Consider the following 17124-nt stretch of genomic DNA (forward strand, 5'->3'; position numbering starts at 1 on the left):
TTGAATGTGTCGATCACTGTCGGGCTCCTTTTGATTGTGATTGTAAGGATCAGCAAGAGTTTTCAACGGAACGTGCCAGGTGCCTTGAACAATAAAGGTCGAGGCCTGGCAGGACGACTTTGTAAACTGTCGCAGGTAAACAGATGCGGGCGTTCTATGACATACCCTTGAGCGTAATCCACACCAATCTCCAGCAATGCCTGCTCGATCTGGGGTGTTTCAACAAACTCGGCAATCGTACGCTTACCCATGACATGACCGATGTGATTGATCACTTCGACCATGGCGCGGTTAATCGGGTCGTCCAGCATATCCTTTACGAAACTCCCGTCGATCTTCAGGAAGTCTACAGGCAAATGTTTCAGGTAGGCGAATGAGGACATACCGGCGCAAAAGTCGTCGAGCGAAAAATGGCACCCTAACCCTTTGAGCTCATTGATAAATCTGATTGCACTGCCGAGATTGGAAATTGCGCTGGTTTCTGTGATTTCAAAACAAATCATTTCCGGCGGTATCGCGTATGTCACAAAACGTTCACGCAGGAAGACCAGAAACGCCTCATCTCCGATAGTCGTTCCTGACAGATTTATCGCACACATGGCCAACGGCCCTTTGCGTTTTTCGGCGATGCCTTGGGCAATGATCTTGAAAACGTTTTCCACGACCCAGCGGTCGAGGGAGGTCATCAAACCATAGCGCTCAGCGGCCGGAATAAAACTGTCGGGCAGAATCATGCGCCCGGCTTCGTCATGCAGGCGCAACAGGATTTCGATATGCCCGCCGCCCTGTTCGACATGGCCAAGGGGTGCGATTTCCTGGGCGTACAGGCAGAAGCGGTCGTCTTCCAGCGCCATGTGCAAGCGTTGCACCCAGGCCATTTCACCAAAGCGCAGGGACAGTTCCGAATCGTCGGCGTGATAGACCTGAACCCGGTTGCGACCCTTTTCCTTGGCCATGTAGCAGGCCATGTCGGCCGCGCGCAGTGAGGCTTCGAGGGTGGTCGGGTTTTGCGTGACATAAACCAGCCCGATGCTCACGGTGGTCACGAACGGGCGGCCTTTCCAGACGAAATGCAGGTTCTGTACGGTCTGACGCAAGCCCTCGGCAATTTTCTCCGCGGCTTCCGGCGCACAGTTCTCCAGCAGGATGCCGAACTCGTCGCCGCCCAGCCGGGCCAGGGTATCGCCTTCGCGCAAGCCCGATTGCAACAACGCGCAGATATGCCGCAGCAATTCGTCACCCGCCGCGTGGCCACAGGTGTCGTTGACCAGTTTGAATTGATCCAGATCGAGGAACATCAGGGCATGGCGCCCCGAGTGCCGCATCAGACCGTGCAATGCCTGCTCCAGGCGATACTCGAACTCGCGGCGGTTGGCGAGGCCGGTCAAGGCGTCGTGAGTCGCCTGCCAGGACAAATTGGCGATGTATTGCCGCTCCTGAGTCATGTCGTGCAGCACCAGCACGGTGCCGCTGACCTTGCCGGCATTGCGGATCGGCGCACCGACCAGGGTGACCGATACCGTGCTGCCATCCAGGCGCTGGATCAATTTGGAATGTTCGCTGCCCCCACTGAGCTGGCCGCTCAAAATGTGCTCGATCAGCGTAAAGCCATCGGTCTGAGCGTTCTCGTCCAGCAGATTGAACAGCGCTGCCAACGGCAAACCCGTCGCCTGTTCGGCCTTCCAGTGGGTCAACGCCTCGGCGGCCGGATTCATGTAGGCGATCGCGCCTTCGACATCCGTGGTGATCACGCCATCGCCAATCGACTGCAGGGTGATTTGCGCCCGGTCTTTCTCCAGCTGCAGCGCATCGGCGAATGCATGGCGTTGTTTGAGCAGTTTGTGCGTGCGCATCAAGGCCAATGCAATCAAGCCCAGAGCGGTGGCGAGGTTGGTCACCAGCAGCAGCCGCAGGATGACACGAGAACCTTCGCCCAAGGCATCGCTGAAGGCTTTTGCCGCCGGGCTCACGCCATCGTTGATGGCGAATATCTGGTCCTTCCAGCGCTTGATGTCTTCATTGCTGGCCTGATTGACGGTGATGTGCTGATGCATCTCCCGCGCAACGTTATCGAGTCGCACCAGGTATTCGTCGCCCACCGTCCAGAGGTCGATGGCTTTTTCGAGATAACTGAAGTGCCGGAAATTGAGGTACAGCCAGATCACACTTGCGACGTCGTCCGGGTGGTTGCCGCCCTTGAGAATGGCCAGTCGTGCCGCTTCGATATTCGGTGGTTGATGATCCAGCGCCACACGCAACTCGTGGCCACCCTGAGGCACGGCAATGGAAGTCTGGTATTTGTGAAAAATCGTCTCGTCGCGACTGTCAGCGTACAGATTGAGGTAATAGATGGCGTCTTTCTGGCCCTTGGACCACAGGCTTTCACCGGCAACGTAGCCGCGAACCGCCGACAGAACGTAAAGACTGACACCCCCCAACAGGGCCTGAAATAACACGACGGCGATAAATGGCCAGACGATGCCCAACAACCGTGGCGTTCCGAGAGTCCGCGTTTGATTCATGAGGTCCCTTGATTAGCACTGCTCGATCGTCGTCCGGACGAAATCGCTACAGCTAGACTAGGTTGCGATTCCGCTCCCGGCAAGCGGCAAACCGCGCCTTGCAGGCGTGGTGCGGCACCTGTTGCTACAACTGTTGCAAATGCCCATACAGCTTGGCGTACAAACCACCGTCGGCAATCAGTTGCTGGTGATCGCCATCCTCGGCAATTTGCCCGCCGTCGAACACCAGCACACGATCAGCCTGTTTCACCGCAGAAAGACGATGGGCAATGATCAACGTGGTGCGGTTGCTCAGAAAACGCGCCAGCGCCTGGTGCAGGTTGTATTCAGTGGCGGCGTCCAGTGCGGAGGTGGCCTCATCGAGAATCACCACCTTGGGCTCGGCCAGCACCATTCGTGCAATGGCCAGGCGTTGACGCTGCCCGCCGGACAAACGCACACCCGAACGCCCGACGATGCTGTCCAGACCATTGGGCAACTCGCGGATCGTTGTGTGCAGTTGTGCGATTTCCAGTGCCTGCCAGCAGGCTTCATCGCTGCGTTCGCGGCCCATGGTCAGGTTGGCGCGCACAGTGTCGTTGAACAGCGCCGGATGCTGCAGGACCACGGCGACATTTTCCCGTACGGTTTCCAGGCCGATCTCTTGCTGAGTCGAGCCACCGAAGCGGATGGTGCCGGCCAGCGGCGTGTACAAGCCGAGCAATAACTGCACCAGCGTGCTCTTGCCGCCACCGCTGGCGCCAACAATCGCGACTTTTTCACCGGGGGCGATGGAGAGGTTCATCTGGTTCAACACCAGCTCGTCGCCGTAACCGAAACTCAAACCCTGAACTTCGATTCCTACGGTTTCGCGCCCGTTGAACGGGTCGATCTCCCCTGGGTATTCAGGCTCGTCAGCCCGAGCGAGTAGCTCGTTGATCCGCGACAGCGCGCCACCGGCTGCGTAGAAGGCATATTGCAGATTCAGCAACTGCTCCACCGGACCGATCATGAACCAGAGGTAGCTGAACACTGCCAGCATCTGGCCGATGGACAGGTCGGAAAACAGCACCGTGAGCATTGCCGCGGCGCGAAAAATATCGATACCGAACTGGAACAGCAAACCGCTGGCACGATTCGACGCATCCGTTTTCCACTGCGAGTTCACCGCGTAATCGCGTACTTCCCGGGCGCGCTGGCCGAGGCGCCCGAGGAAAAACCCCTGGCGGTTACCGGCGCGCACTTCCTGGATCGCATCCAGCGTTTCGGTGAGGGCCTGGGTGAAGCGCGACGTGCTGTCGTTCTCGAGTTTCTTGAGGTGCTTGACCCGCTTGCCCAGTTGCACCGTGGCGTAGATCACCAGCGGATTGAACAGCAAAATCAGCAGCGCAAGTTTCCAGTGCATCCACATCAGAATGCCGGCGGTACCGACCAGCGTCAGCATCGCCACGAGGAAACGGCTGAGGGTTTCGCCGACGAATTTGTCCAGCGTGTCCAGGTCGGTGACCAGGTGCGTGGTCACCGTACCGCTGCCCAGGCTTTCGTATTCACCCAGCGAAATACGCTTGAGCCGTTCGATCAATCGCACGCGAATGCGGTACACGATGTCCTTGGCCAGCGCCGCGAACAACTTTGCCTGCACGACGTTGAACAGCAGCGCAGCGCAACGCAGGCCCAGGGTCACCAGCAGCATCAGACCTATGTAGCCCGCGGCTTTCTGCCAGACTTCGGGCAGCGCGTGATTCATGATTTTCAGCGCGCTGTCACCGTGGCCCAGCAGCACTTCGTCTACCAGCAAAGGCAACAGCAAAGGGATCGGCACGCTGCACAGGGTCGCCAGCACGGCCACGCCGTTGGCGATCCACAGGGATTTCTTGTGATGCAGGGCCAAACGACGGATTTCTGCCCAGCTCAGGCGGTCGACACGTGGAGTAATCGGGGCGTCATCGGGCAGGTCATGCACAGGCAGCGCGCTCCAGCCAGCGGCCGAGCAATGGTGACAATACGCTGAGCGGTTGATAGCCATTGGTCAACAACGCCAATTGACCATCACGCTCAGCCAGCAAGGTAGGGAAACCGGCGATGCCCAGGTCCTGGACCCAAGTAAAATCGGAGGCCGTCGCCAAGTGTTGATCGGCGCGGTCGAATGCGGCGGCGAACTCGATACGCGGCAACCCGGCCTGCTCCGCCAACTCCACCAGCACACTGGCGTGAGTGACGTCACGCCCTTCGGCGTAGAACGCATGTTGAATCAACCCGAGCAATTTCCACGCACAATCCGGCGCCAGGCTGCGCGCGGTCACCAGTGCCCGACAGGCCGGTTCAGTATCGTAGACAAAGCCGTCGGGCAACGCGCCTTCCAGCTTGAACGGCTGGCCGGTGGCCTCGGTGACCGCCTGCCAATGCTCAAGGATGTAGCGTCGGGTGGTCGGCTCAAGCGCCGAACCACTGCCGGTACGCAAACCGCCCACCACCAGATGCACGTCCACCCCCGCTGCCTGCGCCTGCTCGACCAGCGCGTTAGCGACCGGTGCGAAGCCCCAGCACCAGGAACACATCGGGTCCATTACATAGAGCAGGCGCGCAGACATGGTTCAGGCCTCGGAGGATGCTTGCTTATAGTTGTAGCCGATCGGGTGAGGCATGTTGCGAGCCTTGGCCAGTTCGATCTGCTTCTGCCGGTCGATGGCGCTGCGACGGGTTTTCTCGCTCAGCTTATCCCAGCAATGCGGGCAACTGATGCCAGCCACGTAGTGCTCGGATGCGCGGTCTTCAACGCTGACCGGTGTACGACAGGCGTGGCACTGATCGTAGTCACCTTCGCTGAGGTCATGACGAACGGTCACACGGTTGTCGAACACGAAGCAGTCGCCCTGCCATTTGGTTTCTTCCTGCGGCACCTCTTCGAGGTACTTCAGAATCCCGCCCTTGAGGTGATAAACCTCATCGAAGCCCTGGCTGAGCATGTAGCTCGAAGCCTTTTCGCAGCGAATGCCGCCGGTGCAGAACATGGCGACTTTCTTATGCACGGCCGGGTCGAAGTTGGCTTTGATGAAATCGGGGAATTCGCGAAAACTGGTGGTTTTCGGATCGATGGCGCCTTCGAAGGTGCCGATCGAGACTTCGTAGTCGTTGCGGGTGTCGATCAACAGCACTTCCGGATCGCTGATCAGCGCGTTCCAGTTCTCTGGATCGACGTAGGTGCCGACCTTTTTGTTCGGGTCCACACCGTCAACGCCGAGGGTGACGATTTCTTTCTTGAGTTTGACTTTGGTGCGATAGAACGGCTGCTCGTCGCAGTACGACTCTTTGTGGTCGATGTCGTCCATGCGTGGGTCGTTCTTGAGCCAGGCCATCAGCCCGTCGATGCCTTCGCGGCTGCCGGACACGGTGCCGTTGATGCCTTCTTCGGCGATCAGCAGAGTGCCTTTGATGCCGTTGTCGACCATCGCTTGCAGCAGCGGCTCGCGCAGGGCGACGTAATCTTCCAGAGTGACGAACTTATACAGTGCCGCCACGACAATCTGTTGTGTCATGGGTGATTCTCCAGGTGGCTACCCTCGTAAGGGGTGAACCGGATGCGAAAAAAAACGCGCCGGGTGAGCGGCGCGTTGCGGATTCTAGCAAAAACAGCTGTTCAGTGCTTGCTACCGCCGGCACAGGTGGGTGAGGCCGGAGCCGCGTCCATCTGTGCCCATTCCTCTGGCGTGTAGGTATGCAGCGCCAACGCATGGAATTCGCCCATCAGCTCGCCGAGCGTGCCGTAGACTTTTTGATGACGCTTGACGCGGTTGAGCCCTTCAAACTGCTGGCTGACCACCACGGCCTTGAAGTGAGTCTGCAACCCACGACTGTGCATGTGGCTCTCATCCAGCACTTGCAGATGCTCGGGCTGTAACAGGCCCAGCGTCGATTCGATGCGTTGTTGCATGGTCATACCGAACTCCGCTTAAGGCTTCTTCTTGGCTGGAGCGGCGGCGCCTTTAGGCTCCAGCTCGGCCGTCATGTCAGCCAGCAGTTTGTTGACCACAGGCACTGCGCTTTCAAGCTTGGCTTGAGTCATCTGGGCCGATTGCTGAGTCAGCTGCGGCATTTTTTCCAGGACTTTCTTGCCCAGTGGCGACTTGTAGAACGCGACCAGGTCCTTGAGTTCGGATTCGCTGAAGTTAGTGGTGTAGAGCTTGACCATGTCCGGCTTCAGCTTGTTCCAGCCAATGGCTTGGTCCAGAGCTGCGTTGGCCTTGGCCTGGTAAGTTTCCAGCAAGGCTTTTTTCGATTCAGGGGCTTTGGTCTGTTCAAAGCGCTGAGCGAACATTTGCTGCACTTGCATGTACACCGGAGTGCCCAATTTGTCAGCGTGCGCCAGGGTCAGGAAAGCTTCGGCACTGGCGTTGTGGCTGGCGGTATCGGCAAAAACAGGGCCGCTGGCGCAAACCAGTGCAACCGCGGTACAGATGGCACGAAGACGAGTCATCGAGTTTCCTTTTCTAGCAGGCGAGGTAAAACCCCAAGGGCGACCATTCTGCGCCTAAAAAAGTGTGTCGCTCAACCCCAAGCCTTGTCGTGCCTGATTTAGAGGGGTTGAACGGTCAAATTCCAGACTGATGGAACCACGGCCGGCGATCACGGCCTAAACTGCGCTATCAGACCTACAGGAGTGTGCACGATGAGCCGTATCGAAACCGACAGCCTTGGCCAGGTGGAAGTCCCCGATGAAGCCTACTGGGGCGCTCAGACGCAACGCTCGCTGATTAATTTCGCAATCGGCAACGAACGCATGCCGCTGGCCGTGCTGCATGCCCTGGCGCTGATCAAGAAAGCCGCGGCGCGGGTCAATGACCGTAATGGCGACCTGCCCGCCGACATCGCCCGGCTGATCGAACAGGCCGCTGACGAAGTGCTCGACGGCAGCCACGACGACCAATTCCCGCTGGTGGTCTGGCAGACCGGCAGTGGCACTCAGAGCAACATGAACGTCAACGAGGTGATTGCCGGTCGCGCCAACGAACTGGCCGGCAACCCGCGTGGCGGCAAGGCGCCGGTGCATCCCAACGATCACGTCAACCGCTCCCAGAGTTCCAACGACTGCTTCCCGACGGCCATGCACATCGCAGCAGCCCAAGCGGTGCAGCAACATTTGCTGCCGGCGATCAGTGAGCTGTCCGGAGGGTTGGCCGAGCTGGCCGCGCGGCACATGAAGCTGGTCAAGACCGGCCGCACGCACATGATGGACGCGACGCCGATCACCTTTGGTCAGGAGCTTTCAGCATTCATCGCGCAACTGGATTACGCCGAACGGGCGATCCGCAGCGCACTGCCCGCCGTTTGCGAACTGGCCCAGGGCGGCACGGCGGTCGGCACCGGACTGAATTCACCCCACGGTTTTGGCGAAGCGATCGCTGCCGAACTGGCCGCCCTCTCCGGCCTGCCGTTTGTCACTGCACCGAACAAATTTGCCGCGCTGGCCGGTCATGAACCGCTGACCACGTTGTCCGGCGCGCTGAAAACCCTCGCCGTGACCCTGATGAAAATCGCCAATGACCTGCGTCTGCTGGGTTCCGGGCCGCGCGCCGGTTTCGCCGAGGTGAAATTGCCGGCCAACGAACCGGGCAGCTCGATCATGCCCGGCAAGGTCAACCCGACCCAGTGCGAAGCGCTGTCAATGCTCGCTTGCCAAGTCTTGGGCAACGATGTCGCCATCGGTTTTGCCGCGAGTCAGGGGCATCTGCAACTGAACGTGTTCAAACCGGTGATCATCCATAACCTGCTGCAATCGATCCGTCTGCTGGGTGATGGCTGCAGCAACTTCCAGCAGCATTGCATCGCCGGCCTGGAACCGGATGCGGAGAAAATGGCTGAACACCTGGAACGCGGGTTGATGCTGGTAACGGCGCTGAATCCGCATATTGGCTATGACAAATCGGCGGAGATCGCCAAGAAGGCTTACGCCGAAGGCCTGACCTTGCGTGAGGCGGCGTTGCAACTGGGGTATCTGACTGATGAAGAGTTTGATGCCTGGGTGCGGCCGGAGAATATGCTGGAGGCGGGTGCCAAGGGCTGAGATTTTTGGCGTCTGACAGTTGCTCCCACATTGGACTGCGTACGCGGTCGAATGTGGGAGCGGGCTTGCTCGCGAAGAACGATAACGCGGTCTAACTGGCCGCTATGCGCACCCGCCGCGCCTTGAGCCCCGCAATCAACGACGGCCCCAACGCCACTAGCGCTGATCCAAGCACCACCAGCACCGCCCCGCCGTAACCCAAGCCATTGATCGTCTCGGCATGCACAAACTCCGGCCACAACCACGCAGCTACGGCCACGGCAGCGAACGTCACCAGCGGTGTAATCGCCAGGGTCGCGCTGACCCGCGACGCTTCCCAGTGGGCCAGGGCCTCGGCAAACGCGCCATAGGCAATCAAGGTGTTCAGGCAGCACGCCAGCAATAGCCAGCCTTGCAGCGGGTTCAGTTGCAGCGCTTCCAGCGGATGCACCCACGGTGTCAGCAACAGCCCGCAGAACAGGTAGATCACCATCATCACCTGCAGCGAATTCCACACTGTGAGCAATTGCTTCTGACCCAGTGCATAGAAGGTCCAGACCGTTGAAGCCAACAATACCAACAGCACGCCGGCGGTGTAATCGGTCAACGAGGTGAGCAATTCACTCAGACGCTGATTGAAAAACAATCCAAACCCGATCAGCAGCACCAGCAGGCCAATGCCCTGCACCACGCTGAACCGTTCCTTGAACACAAACAGGCTGGCAATCAGCAACATGATCGGCCCCATCTGCACCACCAGTTGTGCGGTGCCGGGACTAAGCAGGTTCAGGCCCATCAAATACAGCACGTAGTTGCCCACCAGACCGAGCACCGCCATCAACACCAGCCAGCCACCGCGCGGACCGAGGACTTTGCGACTCGGCAGGCGCCTGGTCGCAGCCAGGTAGATGAACAGGCACCCACCGGCCCCCATCAGACGAAACCAGGTCACCGTCACCGGGTCCATCACCAACAGCACTTGCTTGAGTTTGATCGGCAGGATTCCCCACAACAACGCGGTCAACAAGGCCAGGAACAGACCGTAAACCCAGCGACCCGATGAAATGTGCATGCAAACCCCAAAGCCTGGTAACGAGAAAGGCCATTCTAGGCCCACTGCCGTTCGACACACAGGGACAGTTGGCGACCGACCGTGTATGAAACTGTGCAGGTCGCATCATTAAATTGGCGCTATGCCGTCGATCGGATGGCCAGGCGTGGTAACTCGTTCATGCATAAGCTGATTGGATCCACCAACAGGAATACCCCCTCAGGAGATCACCATGTACGGCATGCGCGCCCAGGACAACGCCCCCGCCACGCACTTTCGCAGTGACCGGATGTGTCGTGTGAATGGGGAGTTGTATTTCGCTACTCGGGAAAACACCCTGGAAGGGCCGTTTGAAAACCCGGAGACGGCTACGCGGGAGATTGAGGCTTATATCGAGCGGATGCTGCTGTTGCGTATGAACCTGTGAACCGCGGCGCCTGCATTCGCGAGCAAGCCCGCTCCCACATCTGACCGCGTATGCAGTTCAATGTGGGAGCGGGCTTGCTCGTGACACGGCCTTTCAATCACCACAAAGTCTTGCGGCTTTAACGCACCGCCTCAAACAACCCCGTCGCCCCCATCCCGCCCCCCACGCACATGGTGACGATGCCGTAGCGCAAGTTGCGCCGCTGCAATTCACGCACGATATGCCCGACCTGTCGCGATCCGGTCATGCCGAACGGGTGACCGATGGAAATCGAGCCACCGTTGACGTTGTACTTCTCGTTATCGATCTCCAACCGATCACGGCTGGACAGGCACTGCGAGGCAAACGCTTCGTTGAGTTCCCACAGATCAATGTCTGCCACCTGCAAACCCTTGGCCTTGAGCAGCTTCGGCACCGAGAACACCGGCCCGATGCCCATTTCATCCGGCTCGCAACCGGCCACGGCGAAACCGCGGAAGAAGGCTTTAGGCTTCAGCCCCAACTCCAGGGCTTTTTCCAGGCTCATCACCAGCGTCATCGAAGCGCCGTCGGACAGTTGCGACGAATTACCCGCCGTCACCGAACCGTCTTCAGCAAACACCGGTTTCAACCCGGCCAGACTTTGCAGGGTGGTGTCTGGGCGGTTGCAGTCGTCATGATCGACGATGCCGTCAAGTATCTGCACCTGACCGGTAGCCTTGTCTTCAACGCGATATTTAACGGCCATCGGCACGATTTCATCGTCGAATAACCCGGCAGCCTGAGCCTGGGCGGTACGTTGCTGACTTTGCAGCGCGTACAGATCCTGCTCTTCGCGGCTGACGTTGTAACGACGCGCGACGATTTCGGCGGTCTGGCCCATGGGGAAGTAGATGCCCGGCACGTGTTCTTTAAGCAGCGGGTTGATCAGGTTGTCGGTATTGACGCTTTTCATGGTCAGGCTGATGGACTCGACGCCGCCCGCGACGATGATGTCGCTGCAACCCGAAGCGATCTGGTTGGCGGCGATGGCGATCGCCTGCAAGCCCGACGAACAGAAGCGGTTGAGGGTCATGCCGGCGGTGCCGATGCCCAGGCGCGACAGCACCGCGACGTTGCGACCGATGTTGAAACCCTGGGCGCCTTCGTTGGAACCGGCGCCGACGATGCAGTCCTCGACGCTGGCCGGGTCGATGCCCGTGCGCGCCAACAATGCGTCGACACAATGTGCCGCCATATCGTCCGGACGGGTCATGTTGAACTTGCCGCGAAAGGATTTGGCCAAGCCGGTCCGCACGCTGTCGACGATCACCACTTCACGCATGGCATACCTCATTGTTGTTGTCGGTTGAAAGTGGACCGAGCATAAGTCCACCTCATTACCGACCGCGACAATCATTCACCCCGCGTATGCGCAACCATCGGTTCACTTCTTGTTCTGCTTCGCCTTCCTGCCGCGTTTGTCGGACTGTTCGAACGCCTCTTCCAGCGCCTGGTTGATAGTGCGCAGCACCTTGACCCGCGCCCAGCGCTTGTCATTGGCTTCCACCAACGTCCACGGCGAGATTTCCGTGCTGGTGCGATCGACCATATCGCCGACCGCCGCGCGGTAGTCGTCCCACTTGTCGCGGTTGCGCCAATCGTCTTCGGTGATCTTGAAGCGCTTGAAGGGAATCTCTTCGCGCTCCTGGAAGCGTTCCAGTTGCGTCTGCTTGTCGATGGCCAGCCAAAACTTGACCACGATCACACCCGCATCGGCGATCTGTTCTTCGAAATCGTTGATTTCACCGTACGCACGCAACCAGTCTGCCTGGCTGCAAAAACCTTCAATGCGCTCCACCAGCACCCGGCCATACCAGGAGCGATCGAACACTGTGAATTTTCCCCGCGCGGGAAGATGCCGCCAGAAACGCCAGAGATAAGGGTGTGCCCGTTCCTCTTCGGTGGGCGCGGCGACCGGCACGATGCTGTATTGACGCGGGTCCAGCGCCGCGGCAACACGCCGGATCGCCCCGCCCTTGCCCGCCGCATCGTTGCCTTCAAACACCGCGATCAAGGCGTGCCGGCGCATGCGTTTGTCGCGCATGAGCCCCGAAAAACGCGCCTGCTCGGTAATCAGTTGCTCTTCGTAATCGTCTTTGTCCAGGCGCTGGGTCAGGTCCAGGCTGTCGAGCAGGTTCACCTGATCGACACTGGGGAATACGGGCGCGGCGCTGACTTTGGTGGGGTGAATCCTGGGCCGTTTCAGTGCGCTTTGCAGACCTTCGAGCAGAATCTTGCCCACTGCCAGACTCCGATAGCGCGGGTCCATTCCTGCGATCACATGCCACGGTGCATAGTCGCGGCTGGTGCGGCGCAAAATGCGTTCGCCATACTTCACGAACTTGTCGTAGGTTTGCGATTGCTGCCAGTCCAGCGGACTGATGCGCCAACTGTGCAGCGGGTCATCGGCCAGGGTTTTAAGCCGCGCCTTCATTTGTTTCTTGGAGAGGTGGAACCAGAACTTGAAGATCAGCGCGCCTTCATCACACAACATCTTCTCCAGCCGCTCGGCCGCGTTGATGCCTTGATCGAGTCGCGGGTCCTTGAACTCGCCATGCACCCGGCCCTGCAACATCTGGCTGTACCAGTTACCAAAGAAAACCCCCATGCGCCCCGTGGCCGGAAGCATCCGCCAGTACCGCCACGCGGGCGGCCGCGCCAGCTCTTCGTCGGTCTGCTGATCGAACGTGCGGACCTCGATCAGGCGCGGGTCCATCCATTCGTTGAGCAACTTGACCGTCTCACCCTTGCCGGCGCCTTCGATGCCGTTGATCAGGATGATCACCGGAAAACGACGCTGCTGATGAAGTTCGAACTGCGCTTCGAGCAACGCCCCACGCAGGGCCGGCACTTCGGCTTCATAGAATTCTTTGTCGATGGCGTGATCGATTTCGGCAGATTCGAACATGGGACCGCTCCTTCCAGGATTGAGCAAGACTAGCGGTTTGGGCAGGTAGTCAGCGCAGAAAATTCCCTGTGTATTGGTCTTTTGTGGCGAGGGAGCTTGCCCCTCGCCACAACAAGACTGCAGCTTCTCAAACCCGATCGTTGCCATGCATCAAGCACCCCGCTGGCGATCGGCTAGAATGGCCGCCTTGCCGTTGCCGAGCCTGCCATGAAACCTGTATTGCCCCACGCCCAGCTCGACTGGGACGACCAAGGGCTCCCGCGCTCGCGGGTGTTCGATGATGTGTATTTTTCCGACCTGTCGGGTCTTGATGAAACCCGCTACGTGTTTCTGGAGCAAAACGCGTTGCGTGAACGCTTCGCCGCATTGCCGGCGGACGGTCGACTGGTGATTGGCGAGACCGGTTTCGGCACCGGGTTAAATTTCCTGTGTGCCTGGCAGTTGTTCGAACAGCACGCGGTGGCCGGTGCGCGGTTGCATTTTGTCAGTGTCGAAAAGTACCCGCTGAGCGCAGCCGATTTGCAGCGGGCTCTGGGGTTATGGCCTGAGCTCAAGCCGTTTGCCGATCAACTGCTGGCGCAATACGTGGCAATCCATCAGGGCTTCCAGCGCCTGATCCTGGACAACGGCCGTGTCACCCTGACCCTGTTGATCGGCGATGCGCTGGAGCAGTTGCCACAGCTGGATGCACAGATCGATGCCTGGTTTCTCGATGGTTTCGCCCCGGCGAAAAATCCCGACATGTGGACCGCCGAATTGTTCGCCGAACTCGCGCGTCTGGCAGCGCCCGGCTCCACCATCAGCACCTTCACCAGCACCGGTTGGGTGCGACGCTTGCTGAATGCGGCGGGTTTCAAGATGAAGCGCACGCCGGGTATCGGCCACAAATGGGAAATCCTGCGGGGTGTGTTCCTCGGCTGGCCCGAAACGGTAGCGGCGCCAGTCGCGGCGAAACCGTGGTTCGCCCGTCCGACGCCGGTCACTGGCGAACGCCGCGCCCTGGTGATCGGCGCCGGTCTGGCCGGTTGCGCCACTGCCGCCAGCCTCGCTGCGCGGGGCTGGCAAGTGAGTCTGCTGGAACGTCACGACGCGCTGGCGCAGGAAGCCTCGGGCAATCCTCAAGGCGTGTTGTACCTCAAGCTGTCGGCCCATGGCACTGCCTTGTCACAACTGATCGTCAGTGGTTTCGGCCACACCCGGCGCTTGCTTGAGCAGTTGCACCGGGGTGTTGACTGGGACGATTGCGGAGTCTTGCAACTGGCGTTCAACGCCAAGGAAGCCGAACGTCAGGCAGAATTGGCGACGGCGTTCCCTGCCGACTTGCTGCACCTGCTGGATCAATCTCAAGCGCAGGCTCAAGCCGGTATTGGTCTCGACTATGGCGGCCTGTACTTTCCCGAGGGCGGCTGGGTACATCCACCGGCGTTGTGCCAATGGCAGGCTGCGCATCCGAGCATTCAACTGCTTGCGCACCACGATGTACTTGAACTGCGCAAAGCCGATGGCCAATGGCAGGCCTGGGACGGCGAGCTCCTGCTTGCCAGCGCACCCGTGGTGGTGCTGGCCGGCGCCGCCGAGATCCGGCGCTTCGAGCAAAGCGCCGAACTGCCGCTCAAACGCATTCGCGGGCAGATTACCCGCCTCGTGCAAACCCCTGAAAGCCAGACACTGACCACCGTGGTGTGTGCCGAAGGTTATGTCGCACCGGCACGTCTGGGCGAGCACACCCTGGGCGCCAGTTTCGATTTCAAGAGCGATGACCTGACACCCACCACGGCTGAGCATCTGGGTAATCTGGCCATGCTGGAAGAGATCTCCAATGATCTGGTCGAACGTCTGCACATCGAGGAACTTGACCCGGACACCCTTCAAGGTCGCGCCGCTTTCCGCTGCACCAGCCCCGACTATTTACCCATCGTCGGCCCCTTGGCCGACAACCAGGCTTTTATCCAGGCGTATGCCGCATTAAGCAAAGACGCCCGGCAAGTACCGGACGCTGCATGCCCATGGCTTGAAGGTTTGTACATCAACAGCGGCCACGGCTCGCGCGGTCTCATAACCGCGCCGCTGTCCGGTGAACTGCTCGCGGCCTGGCTGGATAACGAGCCTCTGCCATTGCCCAGAAGCGTGGCCGAAGCCTGTCATCCCAATCGGTTTGTATTGCGGCGCTTGATCCGGGGCAAGTAACACCCCGGGTTCCGATCAACAATTCCCCTCATAGATATAACTATTTACCGCTCACCCGCGATGCCATCGTGGTAACGCGCAAAGTCCCGGCCACCGCGCCTTATAACTTATCGATCTAAAACTACCGATACCGAGGGGAGTCAGTTTCTGAGTACCCGTCGTTTTTGGCGCGGTATTGCTTGACCCTCCCCAACGGAAAAACCGGTAAGGATTTTATGTGCGGATTAGCTGGCGAGTTACGTTTTGATCATCAACCTGCAGACCTTGCAGCCATTGAGCGAATCACCCATCACCTGGCCCCTCGCGGCCCTGACGCGTGGGGCTTTCATGCCCAAGGGCCAATTGCCCTGGGCCATCGTCGCCTGAAAATCATGGACCTGTCGGACGGTTCGGCGCAGCCGATGATCGACAACCAATTGGGTTTGTCCCTGGCCTTCAACGGCGCGATCTACAATTTTCCGGAACTGCGCACCGAGCTGGAAAGCCTGGGCTATGCCTTCTATTCCGGTGGCGACACCGAAGTGCTGCTCAAGGGCTATCACGCCTGGGGCGAAGCGCTCCTGCCCAAACTCAACGGCATGTTCGCCTTCGCCATTTGGGAGCGCGACGCCAAACGCCTGTTTATTGCCCGCGACCGTCTCGGCGTGAAGCCGCTGTACCTGTCGCGCACCGGCCAACGCCTGCGTTTTGCCTCGTCGCTGCCGGCGTTGCTCAAGGGCGGCGACATCAACCCGATCCTCGATCCCGTAGCGCTCAATCATTATCTGAATTTCCACGCCGTGGTTCCGGCGCCGCGCACCTTGCTGGCGGGCATCGAAAAACTGCCGCCAGCGACCTGGATGCGCATCGAAGCGGACGGCACCACCGAGCAGAAAACCTGGTGGACCCTGCCCTACGGCCCACACGCCGATGAGATGAATCTGACCCTCGAAGACTGGCGTGACCGCGTGCTCGACAGCACCCGCGACGCCGTGGCGATCCGTCAGCGTGCGGCGGTAGACGTCGGCGTGCTGCTTTCCGGCGGTGTCGATTCGAGCATGCTGGTCGGTCTGCTGCGGGAAGTCGGTGTTGAAAACCTGTCGACCTTTTCCATCGGTTTCCAGGATGCCGGTGGCGAGCGCGGCGACGAGTTCCAGTACTCGGACCTGATTGCCAAGCATTACGGCACCCAGCACCACCAATTGCGCATCGACGAAAAAGAGATCATCGAGCAACTGCCGGCGGCGTTCCGCGCCATGAGCGAGCCGATGGTCAGTCATGACTGCATTGCCTTCTATCTGCTGTCGCGAGAAGTGGCCAAGCATTGCAAGGTGGTGCAGAGCGGCCAGGGCGCGGACGAACTGTTTGCCGGTTACCACTGGTATCCGCAGGTCGACGGCGCTGCCGATCCCTACGCGGCTTATCGCGATGCGTTTTTCGACCGCAGCTACGACGACTACGCCGCGACCGTGCAGCCGAAATGGCTGACGGCCAATGACGCCGCCGGCGACTTCGTGAAGGAACATTTCGCACAGCCCGGCGCCGATGCAGCGGTGGACAAAGCCCTTCGTCTGGACAGCACGGTGATGCTGGTGGACGACCCGGTCAAACGCGTCGACAACATGACCATGGCCTGGGGGCTGGAAGCGCGCACACCGTTTCTCGACTATCGCCTGGTGGAATTGTCGGCCCGCGTGCCGGGCAAGTTCAAACTGCCGGACGGCGGCAAGCAAGTGTTGAAAGAAGCGGCGCGGCTGGTGATTCCAAGCGAAGTGATCGATCGCAAGAAAGGTTACTTCCCGGTGCCGGGCCTGAAGCATTTGCAAGGCGACACGCTGAACTGGGTTCGTGAACTGCTGCTCGATCCAAGCCAGGATCGCGGCCTGTTCAAACCGGCCATGCTCGACCGCCTGCTGACCGATCCACAAGGCCAGTTGACCCCGTTGCGCGGCTCCAAGCTGTGGCAACTGGCGGCACTGAACCTGTGGCTCAGTGAACAAGGAATCTGAT

13 protein-coding genes are annotated in these 17124 nt (G+C 59.6%); 4 read left to right on the forward strand and 9 right to left on the reverse strand.

Annotated features, from left to right (window positions below; translation table 11 throughout):
• Nucleotides 1-62 precede the first annotated feature (62 nt).
• The 6 genes from ACA055_RS21790 to ACA055_RS21815 all read right to left on the reverse strand — a co-directional run bounded on the left by ACA055_RS21790 (nucleotide 63) and on the right by ACA055_RS21815 (nucleotide 6975).
• Nucleotides 63-2522 carry an EAL domain-containing protein gene (locus ACA055_RS21790; protein ID WP_497680530.1) on the reverse strand — a complete coding sequence of 820 codons (2460 nt, stop codon included), beginning with the start codon at nucleotides 2520-2522 and terminating at the stop codon, nucleotides 63-65.
• A 124-nt stretch (nucleotides 2523-2646) separates the two neighbouring features.
• Nucleotides 2647-4437 (reverse strand): ABC transporter ATP-binding protein, encoded by a 1791-nt coding sequence (locus tag ACA055_RS21795; protein WP_497684464.1) that lies wholly within the window; start codon nucleotides 4435-4437, stop codon nucleotides 2647-2649.
• A gap of 19 nt (nucleotides 4438-4456) precedes the next feature.
• Complete coding sequence (locus ACA055_RS21800) at nucleotides 4457-5092, reverse strand: DsbA family protein (protein ID WP_497680531.1); 636 nt, start codon at nucleotides 5090-5092, stop codon at nucleotides 4457-4459.
• A gap of 3 nt (nucleotides 5093-5095) precedes the next feature.
• The gene (gene trhO / locus ACA055_RS21805) at nucleotides 5096-6037 is read right to left on the reverse strand and encodes an oxygen-dependent tRNA uridine(34) hydroxylase TrhO (RefSeq protein ID WP_497680532.1); all 942 of its coding nucleotides are present in this window, start codon (nucleotides 6035-6037) and stop codon (nucleotides 5096-5098) included.
• Between the two features lie 101 nt (nucleotides 6038-6138).
• Entirely contained in the window at nucleotides 6139-6438 is a 300-nt protein-coding gene (locus tag ACA055_RS21810; RefSeq protein ID WP_054051883.1) for a BolA family protein, read from the reverse strand.
• A 12-nt stretch (nucleotides 6439-6450) separates the two neighbouring features.
• A complete protein-coding gene (locus ACA055_RS21815) occupies nucleotides 6451-6975 on the reverse strand; it encodes a DUF2059 domain-containing protein (protein WP_109633752.1) in 525 nt (174 codons plus the stop codon).
• Between the two features lie 192 nt (nucleotides 6976-7167).
• On the opposite strand from ACA055_RS21815, the gene ACA055_RS21820 reads away from it, so the two are divergent.
• A complete protein-coding gene (locus ACA055_RS21820; protein ID WP_497680533.1) occupies nucleotides 7168-8562 on the forward strand; it encodes a class II fumarate hydratase in 1395 nt (464 codons plus the stop codon).
• 91 nt (nucleotides 8563-8653) lie between these two features.
• Here ACA055_RS21820 and ACA055_RS21825 read toward each other — a convergent pair whose 3' ends face one another.
• A complete protein-coding gene (locus ACA055_RS21825; RefSeq protein ID WP_497680534.1) occupies nucleotides 8654-9613 on the reverse strand; it encodes a DMT family transporter in 960 nt (319 codons plus the stop codon).
• A gap of 211 nt (nucleotides 9614-9824) precedes the next feature.
• On the opposite strand from ACA055_RS21825, the gene ACA055_RS21830 reads away from it, so the two are divergent.
• On the forward strand, nucleotides 9825-10019 hold the full coding sequence (locus ACA055_RS21830) for a DUF6316 family protein (RefSeq protein WP_497680535.1): 195 nt from the start codon (nucleotides 9825-9827) through the stop codon (nucleotides 10017-10019).
• Nucleotides 10020-10137: 118 nt separating this feature from the next.
• Here ACA055_RS21830 and ACA055_RS21835 read toward each other — a convergent pair whose 3' ends face one another.
• Both ACA055_RS21835 and pap read right to left on the reverse strand, forming a co-directional pair.
• Complete coding sequence (locus tag ACA055_RS21835) at nucleotides 10138-11322, reverse strand: thiolase family protein (protein ID WP_497680536.1); 1185 nt, start codon at nucleotides 11320-11322, stop codon at nucleotides 10138-10140.
• A gap of 102 nt (nucleotides 11323-11424) precedes the next feature.
• Nucleotides 11425-12948, reverse strand: a complete 1524-nt coding sequence (gene pap, locus ACA055_RS21840) for a polyphosphate:AMP phosphotransferase (protein ID WP_497680537.1) — start codon at nucleotides 12946-12948, stop codon at nucleotides 11425-11427.
• A gap of 207 nt (nucleotides 12949-13155) precedes the next feature.
• Here pap and mnmC point away from each other — a divergent pair, with 207 nt between their 5' ends.
• Both mnmC and ACA055_RS21850 read left to right on the forward strand, forming a co-directional pair.
• Nucleotides 13156-15135 (forward strand): bifunctional tRNA (5-methylaminomethyl-2-thiouridine)(34)-methyltransferase MnmC2/FAD-dependent 5-carboxymethylaminomethyl-2-thiouridine(34) oxidoreductase MnmC1, encoded by a 1980-nt coding sequence (mnmC, locus tag ACA055_RS21845; RefSeq protein WP_497680538.1) that lies wholly within the window; start codon nucleotides 13156-13158, stop codon nucleotides 15133-15135.
• Between the two features lie 215 nt (nucleotides 15136-15350).
• Entirely contained in the window at nucleotides 15351-17123 is a 1773-nt protein-coding gene (locus ACA055_RS21850; protein WP_497680539.1) for an N-acetylglutaminylglutamine amidotransferase, read from the forward strand.
• Nucleotide 17124: the final 1 nt, after the last annotated feature.

The sequence above is a fragment of the Pseudomonas sp. LBUM1657 genome (assembly GCF_059716075.1).

Bases quoted from the DNA above. Each gene is read 5' to 3' on its own strand.
- mnmC (WP_497680538.1), top strand. From the start codon at position 13,156: ATGAAACCTGTATTGCCCCACGCCCAGCTCGACTGGGACGACCAAGGG.
- ACA055_RS21790 (WP_497680530.1), bottom strand. From the start codon at position 2,522: ATGAATCAAACGCGGACTCTCGGAACGCCACGGTTGTTGGGCATCGTC.
- ACA055_RS21850 (WP_497680539.1), top strand. From the start codon at position 15,351: ATGTGCGGATTAGCTGGCGAGTTACGTTTTGATCATCAACCTGCAGAC.
- ACA055_RS21820 (WP_497680533.1), top strand. From the start codon at position 7,168: ATGAGCCGTATCGAAACCGACAGCCTTGGCCAGGTGGAAGTCCCCGAT.
- pap (WP_497680537.1), bottom strand. From the start codon at position 12,948: ATGTTCGAATCTGCCGAAATCGATCACGCCATCGACAAAGAATTCTAT.
- ACA055_RS21825 (WP_497680534.1), bottom strand. From the start codon at position 9,613: ATGCACATTTCATCGGGTCGCTGGGTTTACGGTCTGTTCCTGGCCTTG.
- ACA055_RS21800 (WP_497680531.1), bottom strand. From the start codon at position 5,092: ATGTCTGCGCGCCTGCTCTATGTAATGGACCCGATGTGTTCCTGGTGC.
- ACA055_RS21815 (WP_109633752.1), bottom strand. From the start codon at position 6,975: ATGACTCGTCTTCGTGCCATCTGTACCGCGGTTGCACTGGTTTGCGCC.
- ACA055_RS21810 (WP_054051883.1), bottom strand. From the start codon at position 6,438: ATGACCATGCAACAACGCATCGAATCGACGCTGGGCCTGTTACAGCCC.
- ACA055_RS21835 (WP_497680536.1), bottom strand. From the start codon at position 11,322: ATGCGTGAAGTGGTGATCGTCGACAGCGTGCGGACCGGCTTGGCCAAA.
- ACA055_RS21830 (WP_497680535.1), top strand. From the start codon at position 9,825: ATGTACGGCATGCGCGCCCAGGACAACGCCCCCGCCACGCACTTTCGC.
- trhO (WP_497680532.1), bottom strand. From the start codon at position 6,037: ATGACACAACAGATTGTCGTGGCGGCACTGTATAAGTTCGTCACTCTG.